Annotated in this window: 15 protein-coding genes; 8 read left to right on the forward strand and 7 right to left on the reverse strand. The window is 37.2% G+C overall.

What is annotated here, in order from left to right:
- Positions 1-640: 640 nt before the first annotated feature.
- On the forward strand, positions 641-883 hold the full coding sequence (locus tag G5T77_RS05075; protein WP_034705379.1) for a hypothetical protein: 243 nt from the start codon (positions 641-643) through the stop codon (positions 881-883).
- A 94-nt stretch (positions 884-977) separates the two neighbouring features.
- Here the strand turns inward: G5T77_RS05075 and G5T77_RS05080 are convergent, their stop codons facing one another.
- A complete protein-coding gene (locus tag G5T77_RS05080) occupies positions 978-1,319 on the reverse strand; it encodes a hypothetical protein (protein WP_159122951.1) in 342 nt (113 codons plus the stop codon).
- 1,267 nt (positions 1,320-2,586) lie between these two features.
- Between G5T77_RS05080 and G5T77_RS05085 the strand changes: the two genes are divergently transcribed.
- From G5T77_RS05085 to G5T77_RS05095, 3 genes are all read left to right on the forward strand, one after another.
- On the forward strand, positions 2,587-2,877 hold the full coding sequence (locus tag G5T77_RS05085) for a type II toxin-antitoxin system HigB family toxin (RefSeq protein WP_034706646.1): 291 nt from the start codon (positions 2,587-2,589) through the stop codon (positions 2,875-2,877).
- A gap of 1 nt (position 2,878) precedes the next feature.
- A complete protein-coding gene (locus G5T77_RS05090; RefSeq protein WP_159122952.1) occupies positions 2,879-3,280 on the forward strand; it encodes a helix-turn-helix domain-containing protein in 402 nt (133 codons plus the stop codon).
- A gap of 215 nt (positions 3,281-3,495) precedes the next feature.
- The gene (locus tag G5T77_RS05095; protein WP_166135525.1) at positions 3,496-3,648 is read left to right on the forward strand and encodes a hypothetical protein; all 153 of its coding nucleotides are present in this window, start codon (positions 3,496-3,498) and stop codon (positions 3,646-3,648) included.
- Between the two features lie 97 nt (positions 3,649-3,745).
- Here the strand turns inward: G5T77_RS05095 and G5T77_RS05100 are convergent, their stop codons facing one another.
- From G5T77_RS05100 to G5T77_RS05110, 3 genes are all read right to left on the reverse strand, one after another.
- Complete coding sequence (locus G5T77_RS05100; protein WP_159122953.1) at positions 3,746-5,044, reverse strand: Y-family DNA polymerase; 1,299 nt, start codon at positions 5,042-5,044, stop codon at positions 3,746-3,748.
- Entirely contained in the window at positions 5,041-5,598 is a 558-nt protein-coding gene (gene umuD, locus G5T77_RS05105; RefSeq protein ID WP_159122954.1) for a translesion error-prone DNA polymerase V autoproteolytic subunit, read from the reverse strand. The genes G5T77_RS05100 and umuD overlap by 4 nt, the downstream gene beginning before the upstream one ends.
- Positions 5,599-5,717: 119 nt before the next feature.
- A complete protein-coding gene (locus tag G5T77_RS05110) occupies positions 5,718-6,353 on the reverse strand; it encodes an SOS response-associated peptidase family protein (protein WP_166135522.1) in 636 nt (211 codons plus the stop codon).
- A 320-nt stretch (positions 6,354-6,673) separates the two neighbouring features.
- Here G5T77_RS05110 and G5T77_RS05115 point away from each other — a divergent pair, with 320 nt between their 5' ends.
- Both G5T77_RS05115 and G5T77_RS05120 read left to right on the forward strand, forming a co-directional pair.
- Positions 6,674-6,814 (forward strand): hypothetical protein, encoded by a 141-nt coding sequence (locus tag G5T77_RS05115; protein WP_166135519.1) that lies wholly within the window; start codon positions 6,674-6,676, stop codon positions 6,812-6,814.
- A 269-nt stretch (positions 6,815-7,083) separates the two neighbouring features.
- Positions 7,084-7,425, forward strand: a complete 342-nt coding sequence (locus G5T77_RS05120) for a hypothetical protein (RefSeq protein ID WP_034170370.1) — start codon at positions 7,084-7,086, stop codon at positions 7,423-7,425.
- A gap of 1,361 nt (positions 7,426-8,786) precedes the next feature.
- Here the strand turns inward: G5T77_RS05120 and G5T77_RS05125 are convergent.
- Positions 8,787-9,719: an IS5 family transposase gene (locus tag G5T77_RS05125; protein WP_166135514.1), complete on the reverse strand. Its 933-nt coding sequence runs from the start codon at positions 9,717-9,719 to the stop codon at positions 8,787-8,789.
- 1,279 nt (positions 9,720-10,998) lie between these two features.
- Between G5T77_RS05125 and G5T77_RS05130 the strand changes: the two genes are divergently transcribed.
- Positions 10,999-12,165, forward strand: coding sequence for an MFS transporter (locus G5T77_RS05130; protein ID WP_159122957.1), 1,167 nt, complete (start codon positions 10,999-11,001; stop codon positions 12,163-12,165).
- A 15-nt stretch (positions 12,166-12,180) separates the two neighbouring features.
- On the opposite strand, the gene G5T77_RS05135 is transcribed toward G5T77_RS05130, so the two are convergent.
- Both G5T77_RS05135 and G5T77_RS05140 read right to left on the reverse strand, forming a co-directional pair.
- Positions 12,181-13,671, reverse strand: coding sequence for an amidase family protein (locus G5T77_RS05135; protein WP_159122958.1), 1,491 nt, complete (start codon positions 13,669-13,671; stop codon positions 12,181-12,183).
- A gap of 49 nt (positions 13,672-13,720) precedes the next feature.
- Entirely contained in the window at positions 13,721-15,151 is a 1,431-nt protein-coding gene (locus G5T77_RS05140) for a diguanylate cyclase (protein ID WP_166135511.1), read from the reverse strand.
- Between the two features lie 325 nt (positions 15,152-15,476).
- Here G5T77_RS05140 and G5T77_RS05145 point away from each other — a divergent pair, with 325 nt between their 5' ends.
- A complete protein-coding gene (locus G5T77_RS05145; RefSeq protein ID WP_171065466.1) occupies positions 15,477-15,923 on the forward strand; it encodes a hypothetical protein in 447 nt (148 codons plus the stop codon).
- Positions 15,924-15,951 lie beyond the last annotated feature (28 nt).

The raw sequence follows: 15,951 nt of genomic DNA on the forward strand, positions 1-15,951 counted from the left end.
TTATTTCAGGACGGGACATAACTTATTAAAAATAAGCCTCTTAAAATAAGAGGCTTATTTATTGGATAAAGGTCGTTAAAATAAAATTTTATTAGATTTTATAAAAAAATCTAAAAATAATTTTAAAAATATAAAGTCAAGGTAAATTGGCAACTGAAAAGGCCTTATTTGTGATTCTATGTAATATATTCTGCTATTTAAAAATGGTTTTTTTCGTTTTTATATTTAATGATCTAATTTTTAGAAAATTAGGTTAAACATGTATAAGAAATTATAATTTTAAATAATTAATAAAATTCAATATCTTATAAATATAATTATATTTTATATAAGTAGCAAAATGTATTTCTAAATTTTATTTTAAATTTAAGTTTATATACAATTTTTTGATTAAGTTATGACTTTAATTGAAAAATAAAATTTATAAAAGATAGAAAGCTTTCAATATGTGTTCATTCTATTATTAAAAGTAATTTATGTTTCTTATAAATCCAGACTTCAATTACTTAACTTACCTTTTTTTACATTGAATTAATATGTAACAGGTAATAACTTGGCGAATTTTTAAAAATAGGTAGAGTAAATATTAAGTCGAAACCTAATCATCGGCGATTTAAAGCAAATAGTAAGGAGTTACACCATGGCTAATAATCAACAGCAAAATCAGCAAGACCAACAGAACCAACAACAACAGCAACAGCAAGACCAACAACGTCAGCAAAACCAGAATCAAAATCAGCAACAGCCGAACCAGCAGCAACAACAGCCGCAGGGACAGCAAAACCAACAGCGTCAGCAGGGCCAACAGGACCAGCAACGCAATCAGCAACAACAGCAACAGCCACAACAAGATAACCAGCAGCAAAATTTGCGTAATCAATAAGATTAGTCAAAGCTGCAGCGTTCATATCTAAGCTGTGTAATCTCTACAAAAAACCGCCTTTTTTAAGGCGGTTTTTTTTATTGTTCAAAATAAATCAGCATTGAATATTGGCTTTTACTTTATAAAAGTCGAGCGCATTTTTCAGATCTTTCAGTAATTCCTGCTCATCATATTCTTGTGGCATCAGTTTTATTAGGGCCGGCATATAATGAGTTTTATATTCTTTAGGATAATCCTCACATAAAATATGTGTTCTTTCCTCAAGGCTAATAGTAGAAGAATCTAATTTATCTAAATAAGCACTCAATCGGGCATCTGATTGTTCAAACTGAGCTTTCACTGCTGGATCAGGTTCAGCTGATACATCTGCCTGTTGTTTCTGGCAGCCTGTGATCGCCAATGCCAATAGGGTAATTATGAATAGTGATATTTTCATGGCAACAATATATTGTTATCAGTCGTTGGAAAAATTATAAAGAGAAATGAGTGAAAGAGCACCTGCCTTTAAACTCATTGACAGCTGAGAAAATAAAAAATGAAAAGGACTTTGATAAAATAAGTAAAATATCTACCAATATGTATAAGTTGCATATCTGCTTTTATGACTCACTTGATTGAATGAATCAAAGTTTTTTGTATTTAATTGCATCTAAGTTGATGAAAAATAGCCAATAAAATATAAAACATAAACTATATTCAACATTTAGTAAAAAAGCCTCTATATTTCATATACATATTAGATGCATGACAAGTGGTACTTTATCACCACTACAAAAAATCAGATAAAATAATTTAAAATCAGCAAGTTAAAAAGCCCTGTTTAATCCAGACAGTTAAGCAGGGCCTATTTTTTAGATCATAAATACGTCAAAAACAGCTGATTCTCCGATATTTATCCTTCACATAAGTTTTCATATACAACATAAAACCTGAAAATACATTCAAGTGTGAAACATGAATAGATGTTATTTATATATCTCTTTTCATGAAAAGACAGGGTAGAGCTATGATGAGATGTATCTGTGCATTTGGTATGGGTGTCATGGTGGGATGTTGCTTTAAATCTTGCAAAGAAAAAATGTGCCGGATGATGAGCAAGGATCACGGTACCAAAGACCAAGCGCCAAAACATGAAGAGAGTGTACAAATTTAGAGGCTATAGCTTGCCTGTATGATCGCAGTACAGGTGAGTAATTCAATAGTTTCAAGGTAAATAAATCGTGGAGCTGTAAGCCATTATCTTTAAAGCAATAAAGCTCGATCCATGATCGAGCTGTTCACAGTCAGGAGAAACACATGTTCCAATTTATATGTTGTTTATTTGGTCTTCATGGTGCGACTGAAATTGATTACACAGTCGATGATTTCGAAGTCAAAAAGTGTCGTGATTGCTTGAAAGATTTAAATTAACTCTCTAGGCCTTCGCGGTATAGATGGATGTTGAACCCCCGTTTGATATAGATCGACGGGGTTTTCATTTTTTTATCATTGCTATTTGAACATAGAACCAACATATCAGCGCTATATTTTTATAAATTATTGATAGTTAATTAATAAATATTATTAAAATAAGAATTTATCTATTTTCATTTTTTAAGTTAAGCATATAAATACTTACCCTACCTAAATTCATGCTTTAAGTGTTATTGCAATATGCGATATTTAGGTTATACTCCAAATATAGCAAAATGCGATAAATAATTATGCATGTGATCACTCACGCTCGGATTCTGGAAGCAATGCAAAAGTGGCCACACGCTGAAACTGCATTGGATGGTTGGTATCGAATTATCAAGGCCAATGATCCTAAGGATTTTGCCGACATGAAGCGATTATTTCCCGCAGTCGATAAAGTCGGGAAATTTCATGTCTTTGATATTGGTGGCAACAAGATCAGGTTGATCGCAGTTGTGATGTATCAGGCAAAACGTGTCTATATTCGCCATGTCTTATCCCATCAGGAATATGATAAAGGTCATTGGAAGGAGGCTTAATATGAATGCAATGATTAAACAGGCCGTTGATCACTGGCATTATGTTGCACCTTTGCTCAGCAAGCCAGAAACTGAAGAAGACTTTAATACCCTTACTGAAGCTTTAGATGAACTTCTGGATATTGTAGGTGATGATGAGTCGCATCCCTTAATGGGACTGATTCTTCAACTGGGTGATTTAGTCTCAGCTTATGAACATGAACATTTGCCGATGCCAGAAGGCGATGGTCGTACTGCACTCGCTTTCCTGATGGAACAGCATGGCCTCAGCCAATCGGACCTATCTGATATAGCTACCCAGTCGGTCATTTCTGAAATCCTGAATGGTAAACGTCAGCTCAATATCCGCCATATTAAAGCTTTGTCTGAACGTTTTAACGTTTCTGCAGATACTTTCTTTTAAGTAATAAGAAACCAAATTTTAAATTGATCTATGAGCTGTGCTTTCTGGAAGCAGGTTGCACAGCCAGACAGATTTTGATTAGAACAAGAAGTCTATATAAGCTCTGATTAGAAGAATATATGTTTATTAAAATGTATGGAAAACATAAATATTATTGATGTTTAACCTTATATGTCCTAATAATTTTCTAAGCATCTAGAGGAAAGGGAATATATATGACAACTCATGCAGAACACAAAACAGAGCAAGAAGATAATCCGCAAAAAGAATCTAATGATGATAAAGGCAATCAAGCAACCTATAAGGGTGTAAAGCCTGAGAAAAAGCCTAATGCCGAGCCTGAGCATCCGCTGAGGGAGCAAAAGTAAGATATTGATATCAGAAAGCCCTAATTGAATTTAGGGCTTTTTAGATTTTGATTTAAGTTTCGGAAAATTTCTGCTTCACTTTACTGGGAAGATGAAATTACCGATCAATCTTTAACAGTCCATCCCAACTAAAATAATTCTGGCTTAGATACTGTTGAGACATGGCCCAGCTCCGGTCAGGAATTTTAGCTGCTCCAATTGCCAGCTTTTGATCCCCAAATCTTTCTTTTACTTTTTCTAGCGCTTGTTGAAGCTTCTCATTTTTCTCGATCTGAGCATGGTCCGAGAGCAAGTCATAGACATGGGCCGATTTAGGTTCAAGCGCTGTTAGAATAACCCCACATTTTTTAAACTCAACACCTTCTAAAAACAGTTCATGCATCTGTTGCATCAACGCCCGGTTCATTATAACAGCGGAATCACTGGGTTCAGGAAAAGCGATATTGACAGATTGATGATAAAAGGGTTCGTTCTTGTCAAAAGGATTGGATTGAGCGAAAGCAATGATGCAACCACATAAGGATTGATCTTCTCTCAAGCGTTTGACGGCATTTTGCAGGTAATCACTCATAGCCTCCGTTAAAGCTTCAAGATCTGTTACTCGGCAACCAAATGAGCGTGAAGAAATAATCTGCTTCTTGGGCTGGCACGCCTGTTCCAGTTCAATACAGGAAATTCCCTGTAATTCCATCACAGTTCTTTGCATAAGAACTGAAAATAATTTTCCGATTCGATGACAATCGGCCTGAGCTAAATCAAGAACGGTATGTATACCTAAGTTCTTCAACTTTTTACTCTGCTGGCGCCCAACCCCCCAGACTTCAGCAACATCAATCAAGCTCCAGAAGTAATTTCTATATTGTGGATGCATAGAAGAAAGATCGCAAACCCCATTAAAGCGTTTGGCTTTCTTGGCCATATAGTTGGCTAATTTAGCTTCGGTTTTGGAACGGCCAATGCCTACACAAACGGGTAGGCCAATCCATTGCAAAATACGCCGTCGCATATCCTGACCATATTCTGTTAAATCATGATTTTTTGCATAAGCTGTAATTTTCAGAAAGCATTCATCTATGGAATAAACCTCCTGTTCACCAGGTGCTACATATTCAGACAGAATGGAATGAAAGCGTTTGGACATTTCTGCATAGAGGGCATAGTTGCTGGATAGCACCTGAACTTGATGCTGCTCGACGATATCGCGGATCTGGAAGAGCGGAACAGCCATTTTAATGCCGAGATCTTTTGCTTCCTGCGAACGTGAGACTACACAACCATCGTTATTTGACAGCACAATCACAGGTACATGATTCAGTTTCGGATTGAATAGGCGCTCACAACTGACATAGCAGTTATTGACATCAATCAGCGCATAGATTTCCTGCTGATATTTCATCTGAATTTTTTAATGACGTTGGTGACCACACCCCAGATTTCAAATTGCTGACCTTCTACAGGATGAATATCGGGATAGTCGTCATTCTCAGCTTTTAGCCAGCAACCTTTTACATCGACAATCAGCCGTTTGACAGTAAATTCGTTATCTACACAAGCAATCACAATATCTCGGTGTTGCGCTTCAATGCTACGATCCACAATCAGGGCGTCATTGATATCAATACCTGCATTCAACATTGACAGCGAATTGGCTCGAACAATAAAAGTAGCATTAGCGTTATTAATCAGGAATTCATTCAGGTCGAGTTTTTTATCAATATAATCTTGTGCAGGTGAGGGAAAACCAGCCTGAACGCGTTCAGTAACTAAAGGAATTTCCATTTGGGTAACAGGATCAAACTGGCGAATATCACTGATTTCATTTTCTTTTTTAAGTGATTTTAAGTATGCTTTGATATCCAGGACTTTGGATTCAGGTACACGAATTACTTTGGTTTCTTCGGCCTTTTTTCTGCCTGCACCAATTCTAAAGCCCCCATGCGAATTTGTCATAAACCTGCTACTTCTTGATTGTTGTTACATTAATCAAGATTGTAATGATTGCTTTATTTTTATACAAATAAATTAAATGCTTTAAAATCAGATACTAATAATTAAATTGCTTTTATATTTCAGTTTTCCGACAAACGGGAATCTCGTAGCTTTGCAATAAATTCATCCCGCATTTCGAAGAAAAACTCACTTGCTTCCTCATGATTGCAGTGCAGCCAGTCCTGTCTTGACTCTTCTGGTATCACAATAATCGAGCGTTTTTCATCATTGGGATTATGGAACTGTTTCATAAAAGGATGCTGATTTGCATTAATCGTGAGCATTGAAAAAGACCGAACTTTTTCCCCCTCAATGATTGCATCATCATAAATGGCTGCAACAGTAAAAGGATCGCCGTCTTCACGAGAAATAGCATACCAATGAGATTTGCCATCAATGTATTTGGGTTCATAGAACGTATCTACAGGCACCAAGGCAAACTGATTATTTTTCCAGGCATGCCGAAAACTTGCTTTTGAGGCGACTGTTTCAGTTCGGGCATTATAAGTATGCCGGCCAAATTTTAATTCTTTGGCCCAGGAAGGGATAAGTCCGAAACGTGCGATATCCAGTTCAAACTCGTCAGCACCGCGCATAATGATGGGAGCGGGAGCTAAAGGATATACATGTGTTTTCATATCCAGTTCAAGCTGTTCTTCATGAATATCTAATAAAGAGAGACGGCTTTTTGAGGGGAATTCATAGTTTGAACACATGGGCGAACGCTCTCATGATGATCTATCATGAGAATTAAAATATAAGAGAGATAAGTGCAAAACAATTTGAATATCGTAAGTTGGATTTTGACCAGCAAGCAGGATTTTTATTTTATAAGTATATATTTAGAGCCTAAAAATATTTAACTCAATAATATTTTAAGTAAATTTAATATTATGAAAAGATTAAACTTTTATTTAATCTATACAGATATACATAATTTAACTTTTTATTTAAAAAAACACTCCAAATGGCTTTGGAAAGCTACAAATATAGATGTTAGTTATATAGGCTTGCATTTATGAGCATGAGGTGAAAGATGAAGTTATTAACGTTAATTGGTGCAGGTGTACTTGCAGGTTATTGTTATAAGAAAATGAAATACAAAAAGGACGGTTCAAACAATCCTGCTCCTCAGAATGAACAGGTAGACAGTCAAGCAGCAAATCCTGTTGAATAATCTCTTTAAAGGACCTCACTACTAGCAAGAGAAGGTTGTGAGGTCTCTCATTTTCTCAGTAGAGTCATCTCTGACAAGTCTTATATAATTTTCAGAACTTTGCTATTTTCAGAGAAACAGCAAGCTTTTTTAGTTACTATTCCTTTTCATCTGTTCTAGATTTTCCTGATTAAATTTATTGATAAAGTTGAATGGTTTACAAAACTATTCATTTTAATAATAGCCATACTTTAAAAATAATGTGATCCTCTTTCTCAGGAGGACAGCTTATGAAAAAACTAATTATCTTGCCTCTTGTAGCTTTAATACTTCTGGGGTGTAGTCAACCAAATACACAGCAAGAAGCTGACTCTAAGATCCTACAGGATGAGGATTTAAAAAAATTTAGGGAGATGGTAAGGAATGCTTTACCGAATTCAGACCTGGTTCAATTTCATCAACAAGAGGGAGAATGTGGTGAGGTTAGTTTCAGAGATAAATCTACGAATGAAATGAAGCATCGGAGGTTTATTGTAGTGAATAAAAATATTGTGCTGATTGAAAGACGGCAGGTAGATCAGGAATATTTTGACCTTTCATGGAGGAATGCATGTCGAGATTATTTCGGGTAAAGAAAGAATATTTATTAAAATTCTTATTTGAAAATAGTCACCGCTATAATTGAATATCAATAAAAAATTTGATTATTGAGCCACTCTTTAGGGTGGCTTTTTAATGTCTGGATTTCTGAATTTTGCTCGAAATATGGTTACTGAATAGATCTGTATTTCATATTCTAGCTTCGTACTAATAGATAGAATGTTGATCAATTTATATAGATAATAAATATAAAAATTATTTAAAAAAGGAACAAATATTGCTTCTTGAAAGTATAGTTTTTGCTTTAGGTTCTGGATATGTATCTCTTTAAAATATGCGGCATTATTTTCCTTGTCATCCTTGCTGTTTCTCTCATGGTTTTAGGTCTTATTTATCAGGATCCTTTATTTGCTTTGATAGGGCTCTTGTTTGCTGTTTGCGCAGTATTATTATTTTCCATGATGAAGGAAAGTCTTGCTGACTTTTAGATCACTCATTTCGTTTAAAAGCTTAAAGATTTGGACTAGAGATCAAGGTGAATAGCAGGATGATAGTCATCAATATTATGCACCGAGATGGAATCAACAATTTAGAAAAATAATTGTGTTGAAAAGTCTTTGGATTAATCAGTGTAATAAGGAAGACTTATACGGGCAACCAGTCATGTGGATTAGATTGATAAGATGATCTGATAATACACTCATTGCTGGGTGCTATTTTGCAGAAGTTCATCGAAAGATGGGCTTTTTTGTTACCTAAAATAAAGCTTTATCAAGTTCATACTAGAAATTATTGACTCCAAAGATCACAATTTAGACTTTTTATATATGGATAGATATTTAATTTCTATATATATTTATATTTGTCATGAATTGGCTATTGTTTGACTGTTGTACATTTCGTCAACAATCCTGAATCAGCGCAAAATGATAAAAGGGAAGAGCCCACAGCAATGTGGACTTTTTTATTGCCTAAAGAAAAGTTTGGCTTAATTTCTTACTAGGTATCTGGCTTGAATAGCTTAGCTAAGTAATAGATCTGGTCAAAGAGACTGAGATTAACTAGAAATTTGAATAAGTGACCTATTTCTATTTTATCGGTCAATATGATTGTTAATCATCGACTTAATATCAAAGTGTGATTGACTGCATACAATATTTTCATTATATTTTACCATATGTTCAAAAATCTCCACGTTTTGAATTTAGAGTTCTGCCCACATCGTTCCCAATGATGGAGGTTTTTTTTGACTAGAATAGCTAAGTGATATTTTCATTAACCTATAATTAAAGAAGAGGGTAGCACCTAGTTCTGTGAAGAGGCTATTTTTACATCAATAGGGGCTTTGTTGCATAAAGGTTTGAAAGGCTGAACTCCTCTAAGTAATCCAAATTTAAGAGACAACTTGGGTATGCGGGCGACCTAATTCTGTGAATTTATTCAAAACCGCTACGCGTGCGTGGATCTCATTTACCTGACTCGGAAAGCTCCTTGCTGTTAATTTATCGCCTAATAATTTAATGCAATGCATTTTGGTTTCCACCAAACTTCGACGGTGATAATCAGACCACTTTTTCCAAAGGGACCTACCTAGCCGTTTGACTGTCTTTAATAATTCGTTCCGCTCTAGAGACCTCGCTTGTTGATCTTTCCAAGGCTTTGCATTCTTCCTAGGTGGAATGATCGCATATGCATCTCGATCTAAAATGACTTCTCGGCAGTGCTTTGTGTCATAAGCACCATCTGTATAAACAGAATCAATTTTTTCATCCAAGGGAATTTGAGCAAGTAAATCTTCGAGTACTTGTGAGTCGCTGACATCATTTGTGGTGAGTTGTACTGCACGTATTTGCAGGGTTTTAGCATCTATACCAATGTGAAGCTTACGCCATTGGCGACGATATTCAGCCCCATGTTTCTTGCATTTCCATTCACCTTCACCAATAAACTTCAAGCCAGTAGAATCTACGAGTAGATGTAGCCCATTACTACTTTTTTGATAGCTAATCGCAATATCAATATGCTTTTGTCTACGACAAAGGGTGGAATAATCCGGAGCTGTCCAATCTAATCCAGAGAGTTTAATCAAGCTTTCAACAAAACCTGTGACCATGCGTAAAGAGAGTCGGAATAGCGATTTGATCATTAAGCAGCATTGAATCGCTGTATCAGAGTAGGTTTGATTTCGACCTTGCTTGCCTTGTGATTGTGCATACCACTGAGTCTTTGGATCAAACCAAATGGAAATATTACCTCGGTTGATTAAAGCTCGGTTATAGGATGACCAATTGGTTGTACGGTAGATTTTAGAAGCAGGCTTATTCATTTGGAAATTATATTGCTGAATAAGCCTTCCATGCTGGCTTTATGCAACAAAGCCATCACAAACTAAAACTTTATGGGTATTTGATGTACCCGATATTAATGATAGGTTCACATTCATTAAATATTTATTCGATTTCTTTCCGAGTTTTTAAAGTCCATAGAAATAAGAGCTTTTTTGTTGCCTGATAAACTTTATACGGCGACCAGAACACAAAAATAATTAAATAGTGTAATTCCTGTCTAACAAATAACCAAATTTAACCCAAAGCCAACCAGCACCCACCATTCAGTAATGCTTCTTATACTATTGCTGCACTATATAAGTGCTACTTTAAAGGTGCTCCATGAATAATGATGAACTAGCTAAAAACTATAACGACGTGTTAAAGAAGCCTACCCGCTTAACTTCCCCAGGTTAAGCGGGTTATTTTTTGTCTGGAAAAAAGTATGCTCCGATTACTATTCTGCTTATTCTGCCTACATGGTGCGACTGAGATTAGCGACGGCAAGAAAGAATGCCGGGATTGTTTGAAAAAAGTTTAATTTAGAATGATAAATTTTTTTTATTATCAATGAGTTAAGTATTCTGTGCTATTTTATTTTTCAATAATAATAGGCTAATAATTGGTTTGAATTTTGACTTAACGGGCTGGTTATGAGCACACATACAATGTATTCACACAACTGATTACTTAATATCAGTTATCAATTCTAATGTTATTAATTTTAATAACCCATATTTTGAATTCAAAGAGGCTCGAAAGGAGATGAGCGCTAAAACTCTTGTTGAGGTGGAGCGCTACTATCAATACTCAGCTATCGACCTAACTATCACCCAAGTCAATGGATGGGTTGAGTTTAAAGCAAAGTTAAAATCATAGCCGAACGTATTACGGCAAACTAAACCTCTTACATTCTAAATGTTGAGGGGTTTTTCTTTTCTTATTGGTGAGCCCCATGATAGACAAAGTACAAGCTAAATAAGGCTCAGATTTTGTAACGTTAAGCTGTCTAAATGTCAGAACCTCAGTCATTTTAATTCTTAGAACCATCAAATGATTACGATTGATAAGCTCATGATTGAACTAAAAGAATAAATTAAGAATTTAGATAATGTATTAAGTTAAAATCTAACTTTTCTCAAATTAGTTAAAGAGCTTTGAAGAATCTATAGATGATTATCTTATAGATTATCGAGATCTAACCGAGACCCAATCAATGCAACTCAGCGCAACTTATATTTATTTTAAGTTATTAGAAATAGAAGAGAATCTAGTCTGATGCAATCTCTAGCTATTCATTACAGACTCAGTTTTTTCTACTTTTTTTATTATGCGATTGTGGGCGCATTCATGCCTTTCTGGAGTCTGTATCTGGAAGATCAAGGCTTTAATTATCAGGAAATTGGGATTTTATCTTCGATTGCGATTGTCACCCGATTTTTTGCGCCATTTATTTGGGGATGGATTGCAGACAAATCCGGGAAACGCATGTTGCTGGTGCGTATAGCTACCTGGATGGAAGCCTGTATCTGGTTCATGATATTTATCATTCCCAATAGCTTCCAGTCAGTTGCTTTGCTCATGCTGATTTTCAGTTTCTTTCAAAATGCAATTTTGGCTCAATTTGAAGGCGTGACTTTATTCTGGTTAGGTGAAAAAAGGGCAGAGCTCTATGGCAAAGTGCGTAAGTGGGGATCTATTGGATTTATTATTGGCGTATTTGGTTTAGGGGCAATTTTTGAAATTATCAGCATCAGTATGCTACCAATCTTATTGCTCTGTATTTCATTTCTGGCTTTTCTCTGGTCATTTACCATCAAAGAACCTACAGCAGCACCGACAGCTCAGAAAAAACTCGAAGCCTTATGGCCGATCTTCAAGCGTCCAGTGGTATACAGTTTTTTCCTGATTGAATTGATCATGCTGTTTTCGCATGCGCCGTTTTATAGTTTTTATAGTAACTATCTCAGCCAGAATGGATTCAGTACCAGTCAGATCGGATTGCTTTGGTCGGTTGGAGTCATTGCTGAAATCATTATGTTTGCCTACGCTACATTCTTTCTGACACGCTGGTCATGGCGTCATCTGGTGATGTTTTGCCTGTTAATGACTGGTTTAAGATGGCTAACTGTCGGCCTATTTCCATCGTCATTTCTGGCACAGTTTCTTGCCCAGACCATTCATGCTTTGAGTTTTGGCTTATTCCATATGATTGCCATGCGGGTTATTTTCCAGAACTTCTCGGCCGGACAGCAAGGCCGTGGACAGGCACTGTATAGCACCATGTGGGGCTTAGGCGTGGCAAGTGGCAGCATTCTTGCCGGTCGTTATTGGGATCAGGTCGGTGGAACATCAATCTTTATTGCTGCTGCGCTCTCGACCTTGCTGGGCTTATTGCTGGTATTTGGCTTACCCAGCAAAGTCGAATTGCAAAAGCAGATTTAAAATATCATCGAACAATTAAATTCGGATCTTAGAATATTGATCAAACCAAGGCTGAGCCTGTTCTAATTGAGCGGCCAGTTGCAACAGTAAATCTTCACGGGCAAATGGTGCAATAAACTGTGAACCCAAAGGTAAGTTATCTTCATTCCAGTAAAGCGGTACAGACATTGCTGGAAGGCCGGTAATATTGGCTAACTGCGTGAATGGCACCCATTTCAGATTTTCTTTCACAATCTGATCGACCAGCTTACCTTGTGCCAATAAATGTGCCTTATTCATTTTTAATAAAGCTTTAAGAATCGGCTTCTGCCAGTTTGGTGTCTTGACTTCGCCATTTTTGGGTGCAACAGTGGCCGTGGCTGGTGTCAGGTAGAGATCATAATCATCAAAGAAATGATTCATCTGGGTCACATATTGTCCCCAGTTGGTCAGATTTTGGATATATTCAATTGCCGTCGTTTTGGCACCAAAAGCAGCTAGCGCCAGAGAATCCAGTTCAAAATCGCCTGATCTGGATGGATAGCCTTTCTGGATTTCGTCCAGCATATAAGAAAACTGGCTAAACCACGTCGTAATAAAATCTTTAGCCAGTTGCATGCCATCAATCTGCGGTTGATCCTCAACGACTTCATGACCTAAAGATTCCAGTAAACGGGCAGTTTGTTCTACCGCTTTAATAGCATCTTGAGAAACAGGCGTATCAATGCTGGAACGGGTATTAAATGCGATTTTTAATTTTTTTGGTGGTTGCTGAATCACTTCCAGATAATGTGTATGCGGACGTTGGATCGTAAACAGCGAACTGCGATCTTCACCGTGGGTGGCATCCAGCATTGCCGCACTATCCCGAACAGTTTTGGTGAGTACATGTTGAATGGCAGCACCGTGCATTGCCTCACTCATTTGCGGTCCCCACGGCGTACGTCCACGGCTTGGTTTTAAACCAAACAGACCACAGTAGGAAGCCGGAATACGAATTGAGCCACCACCATCACCTGCACCGGCAATTGGCACAATGCCGGCTGCCACAGCAGAAGCAGAACCGCCTGACGAGCCACCACTGTTATGTCTTAAATTCCACGGGTTTTTACAGCTTCCCCAGGCATCTGGCTCTGTAATGCCTTTAATTCCGAATTCAGGGGTGTTGGTACGGCCAAAGGTCACAATACCTGCCTGTTCCCAACGGTTAACAATCTCGGCATTGGTTTCAGCTATATACCCAATGCGCTTTAAACCCTGACATCCATAAGACGTCGGATAACCTGCATATTCCTGAAACAGGTCTTTGACTAGAAATGGAACACCGGCAAAGGGACCAGACAGTTCTTGCTGGGTACGCTGCAAAGCATGCTCATGCATGGGAATAATAATGGCATTGATTTCAGGATTAATATTTGCACTGCGTTCTAAAGCAACTGATAAAAGTTCACTTGAATGTACTTGTTTATTTTTAACCAGTTCAGCCAGTCCTAACCCATCGTATTGTAAGTATTCTTCAAATTTCATCTGCATTCCCTAGCGTTAATATTGTTATAAGGTTGTAGAAGGTTTCAGTTCAGGATGCAAGCACCACCTGATTACGTCCCAAGTGTTTAGCTTGATATAAGGCCTGATCCGCGGTATTGATCAGTTGCTGTAAATCCTGAGAAAGTGGGGCATGTTGATGCGTAATCCCGAGACTCACAGTAATCGACAAAGGTGATCCATCAGGTTGATACATTGGCGTTTTAGCTACCAGTTCACGAATACGCTCGGCAATAAACTGGGCTTTGGACGGTTTAGTATCCCAAAGCAAAATCACAAATTCCTCACCACCAATACGTGCAAACAGATCCTGAGAACGTAAATTGGAACGGATGATTTCAGCAAAGTGTTGCAGTACTTTATCGCCTACATGATGGCCAAAATGATCATTTAAACGTTTGAAATGGTCGATATCCAACATAATCAGGGAAAACTGCACACTCTTGGAATGTTGCAGTAAATATTCACCTTTCTGAAAGAAAAAATGCCGGTTCATGGTACGCGTCAGACTGTCATGATTGGCCAAATACAATACCCGTTTAAACAGATCATTGCGGTTCTGACTGATGATACACAGGATCAGCGGCGATAATGCCAGCATAAACAGTCCGATCCTTAATGAGATATAAATGGTCGAGTCTGCCAACGTATCATGTGTAGTAGCATAGAACTGGGTCAGGCTGTAATACATCAAAATGATTACAAAGGCATTAATAATTGCAATCGTAAAGATGCGATAGGTCAGTGCTGCCCAGATTAAAGCTGCCAGCGGATAAAGCAGGGCACCTGGACCGACAAAAATATTACTCAGGATAATACACAGGATTACCGTACCTGCTGGCAGCAGATAACTAAAAGAGTTCTGCTTCTTTCTGCGGTTTTTAAATAAATACTTGAGATCTTTGGTTCTAGGAAAGGCTAAAAAAAGCGGCAGGACAATAATGTAATTTACCATTTCGCCTGTCCACCACAGCCCAAAATCAATCCATAAATTTTCCTTGGTCATAAAGGAATGAGGAAGATTGAGTAAGGTCGCAACGGCAAAAACTGCACTAGCCAGGCATCCTGCAAATGCACAGATGCCGAACATATGCACGAAAGTGAAACCAGTATTGTAGTACTTATAATTGATCTGGAAATATCGGATAAAAAATAGCGATACAATCGTACTAATCAGGTTAGCAAGTGTTAGAAACAGGCTTTGTAATAGATTATTACCTGTCGCCAGATCAGCAAACATAAATGCACAGAAAGCACCTAGCCACCCGCCCATATTGTTTAAATGGGGGAAGCGTAAAAACATGGCCAGTAAGGCAGCATTGGCAGGCCAGAGTATGGCTAAGTAATCCTGTGTTCTGGTCATAATGCCAATCAAACAAGTCACTAAAATAATGAAAAGAATGACCAAGTAGGCATATGTTTCAGGATTCAAGTTCTGGTCTGTGATTCGAGGTATTCGCAAATCTAAGTCCTGTATCTAATTTTTATTTGTGAAATATCACTTTGTTTGGGAAATGCTTTTTACCCAAAAGTACAACTTTATTCTTGGAATAATCTGTTTTTACTTACGTTATCAATATACGTTTGTATACGAAATATATACAAAAAAATTAAAAAAGGAAATCCATGTTTTTAAACTATAATGATAAAAATTTGTTTTATTTCGGTATTTAAACTGATGCAGAGCAGAATATGATCCCGAAAAATATGATAAGTTAAAATTAATTATTAGGATTGAAACGAAGCCTGTGAATATGAAAAAAACCTGTCTTAGCCTTGTCTTGCTCATGAGCTCATCTTGGCTAATGGCAACAGAAAATAATAATCAAGCTGCAAATAGTATTGCGAAACCTATCGAAGTTCCGAATACCTTTACCATTAATACCCGTCCTGAAATTGTCGGGCTATGGGGAATGGAAATTCCAGATAATAAGAAATGTGTTGAATACTATAATTTTAAAGGCAATAACAACGTAGTGATTAAAAGCGGTTCAGAATGGACCACAGGGCTGTATGACTATCAGCCTTCACAAGATCCGGCTGCACAGATTCCAGCGCTGATTATGCAGGTGAAATACGACAATAATGAAAAAGACTGTTCCGGTAATCAGGTGGATCAGTCAGGCGAGATTTCGCAGTATTTTGTGAAGTGGCAGAACTCAAATACCATTAATTTCTGTGCCAATGAAAAAGCAGAACAATGTTTTGCTGTGCTTCGACGCATTTTGCCTTGATTGAAGGCTAGATATAAAAAACCGCTGA

It is taken from the genome of Acinetobacter sp. GFQ9D191M, from assembly GCF_011174875.1.
Lineage (GTDB): Bacteria > Pseudomonadota > Gammaproteobacteria > Pseudomonadales > Moraxellaceae > Acinetobacter.

Excerpts from the sequence above, each read along its gene's own strand:
- G5T77_RS05075 (WP_034705379.1), top strand. The coding sequence starts at position 641 with ATGGCTAATAATCAACAGCAAAATCAGCAAGACCAACAGAACCAACAA.
- G5T77_RS05080 (WP_159122951.1), bottom strand. The coding sequence starts at position 1,319 with ATGAAAATATCACTATTCATAATTACCCTATTGGCATTGGCGATCACA.
- G5T77_RS05085 (WP_034706646.1), top strand. The coding sequence starts at position 2,587 with ATGCATGTGATCACTCACGCTCGGATTCTGGAAGCAATGCAAAAGTGG.
- G5T77_RS05090 (WP_159122952.1), top strand. The coding sequence starts at position 2,879 with ATGAATGCAATGATTAAACAGGCCGTTGATCACTGGCATTATGTTGCA.
- G5T77_RS05095 (WP_166135525.1), top strand. The coding sequence starts at position 3,496 with ATGACAACTCATGCAGAACACAAAACAGAGCAAGAAGATAATCCGCAA.
- G5T77_RS05100 (WP_159122953.1), bottom strand. The coding sequence starts at position 5,044 with ATGAAATATCAGCAGGAAATCTATGCGCTGATTGATGTCAATAACTGC.
- umuD (WP_159122954.1), bottom strand. The coding sequence starts at position 5,598 with ATGACAAATTCGCATGGGGGCTTTAGAATTGGTGCAGGCAGAAAAAAG.
- G5T77_RS05110 (WP_166135522.1), bottom strand. The coding sequence starts at position 6,353 with ATGTGTTCAAACTATGAATTCCCCTCAAAAAGCCGTCTCTCTTTATTA.
- G5T77_RS05115 (WP_166135519.1), top strand. The coding sequence starts at position 6,674 with ATGAAGTTATTAACGTTAATTGGTGCAGGTGTACTTGCAGGTTATTGT.
- G5T77_RS05120 (WP_034170370.1), top strand. The coding sequence starts at position 7,084 with ATGAAAAAACTAATTATCTTGCCTCTTGTAGCTTTAATACTTCTGGGG.
- G5T77_RS05125 (WP_166135514.1), bottom strand. The coding sequence starts at position 9,719 with ATGAATAAGCCTGCTTCTAAAATCTACCGTACAACCAATTGGTCATCC.
- G5T77_RS05130 (WP_159122957.1), top strand. The coding sequence starts at position 10,999 with ATGCAATCTCTAGCTATTCATTACAGACTCAGTTTTTTCTACTTTTTT.
- G5T77_RS05135 (WP_159122958.1), bottom strand. The coding sequence starts at position 13,671 with ATGAAATTTGAAGAATACTTACAATACGATGGGTTAGGACTGGCTGAA.
- G5T77_RS05145 (WP_171065466.1), top strand. The coding sequence starts at position 15,477 with ATGAGCTCATCTTGGCTAATGGCAACAGAAAATAATAATCAAGCTGCA.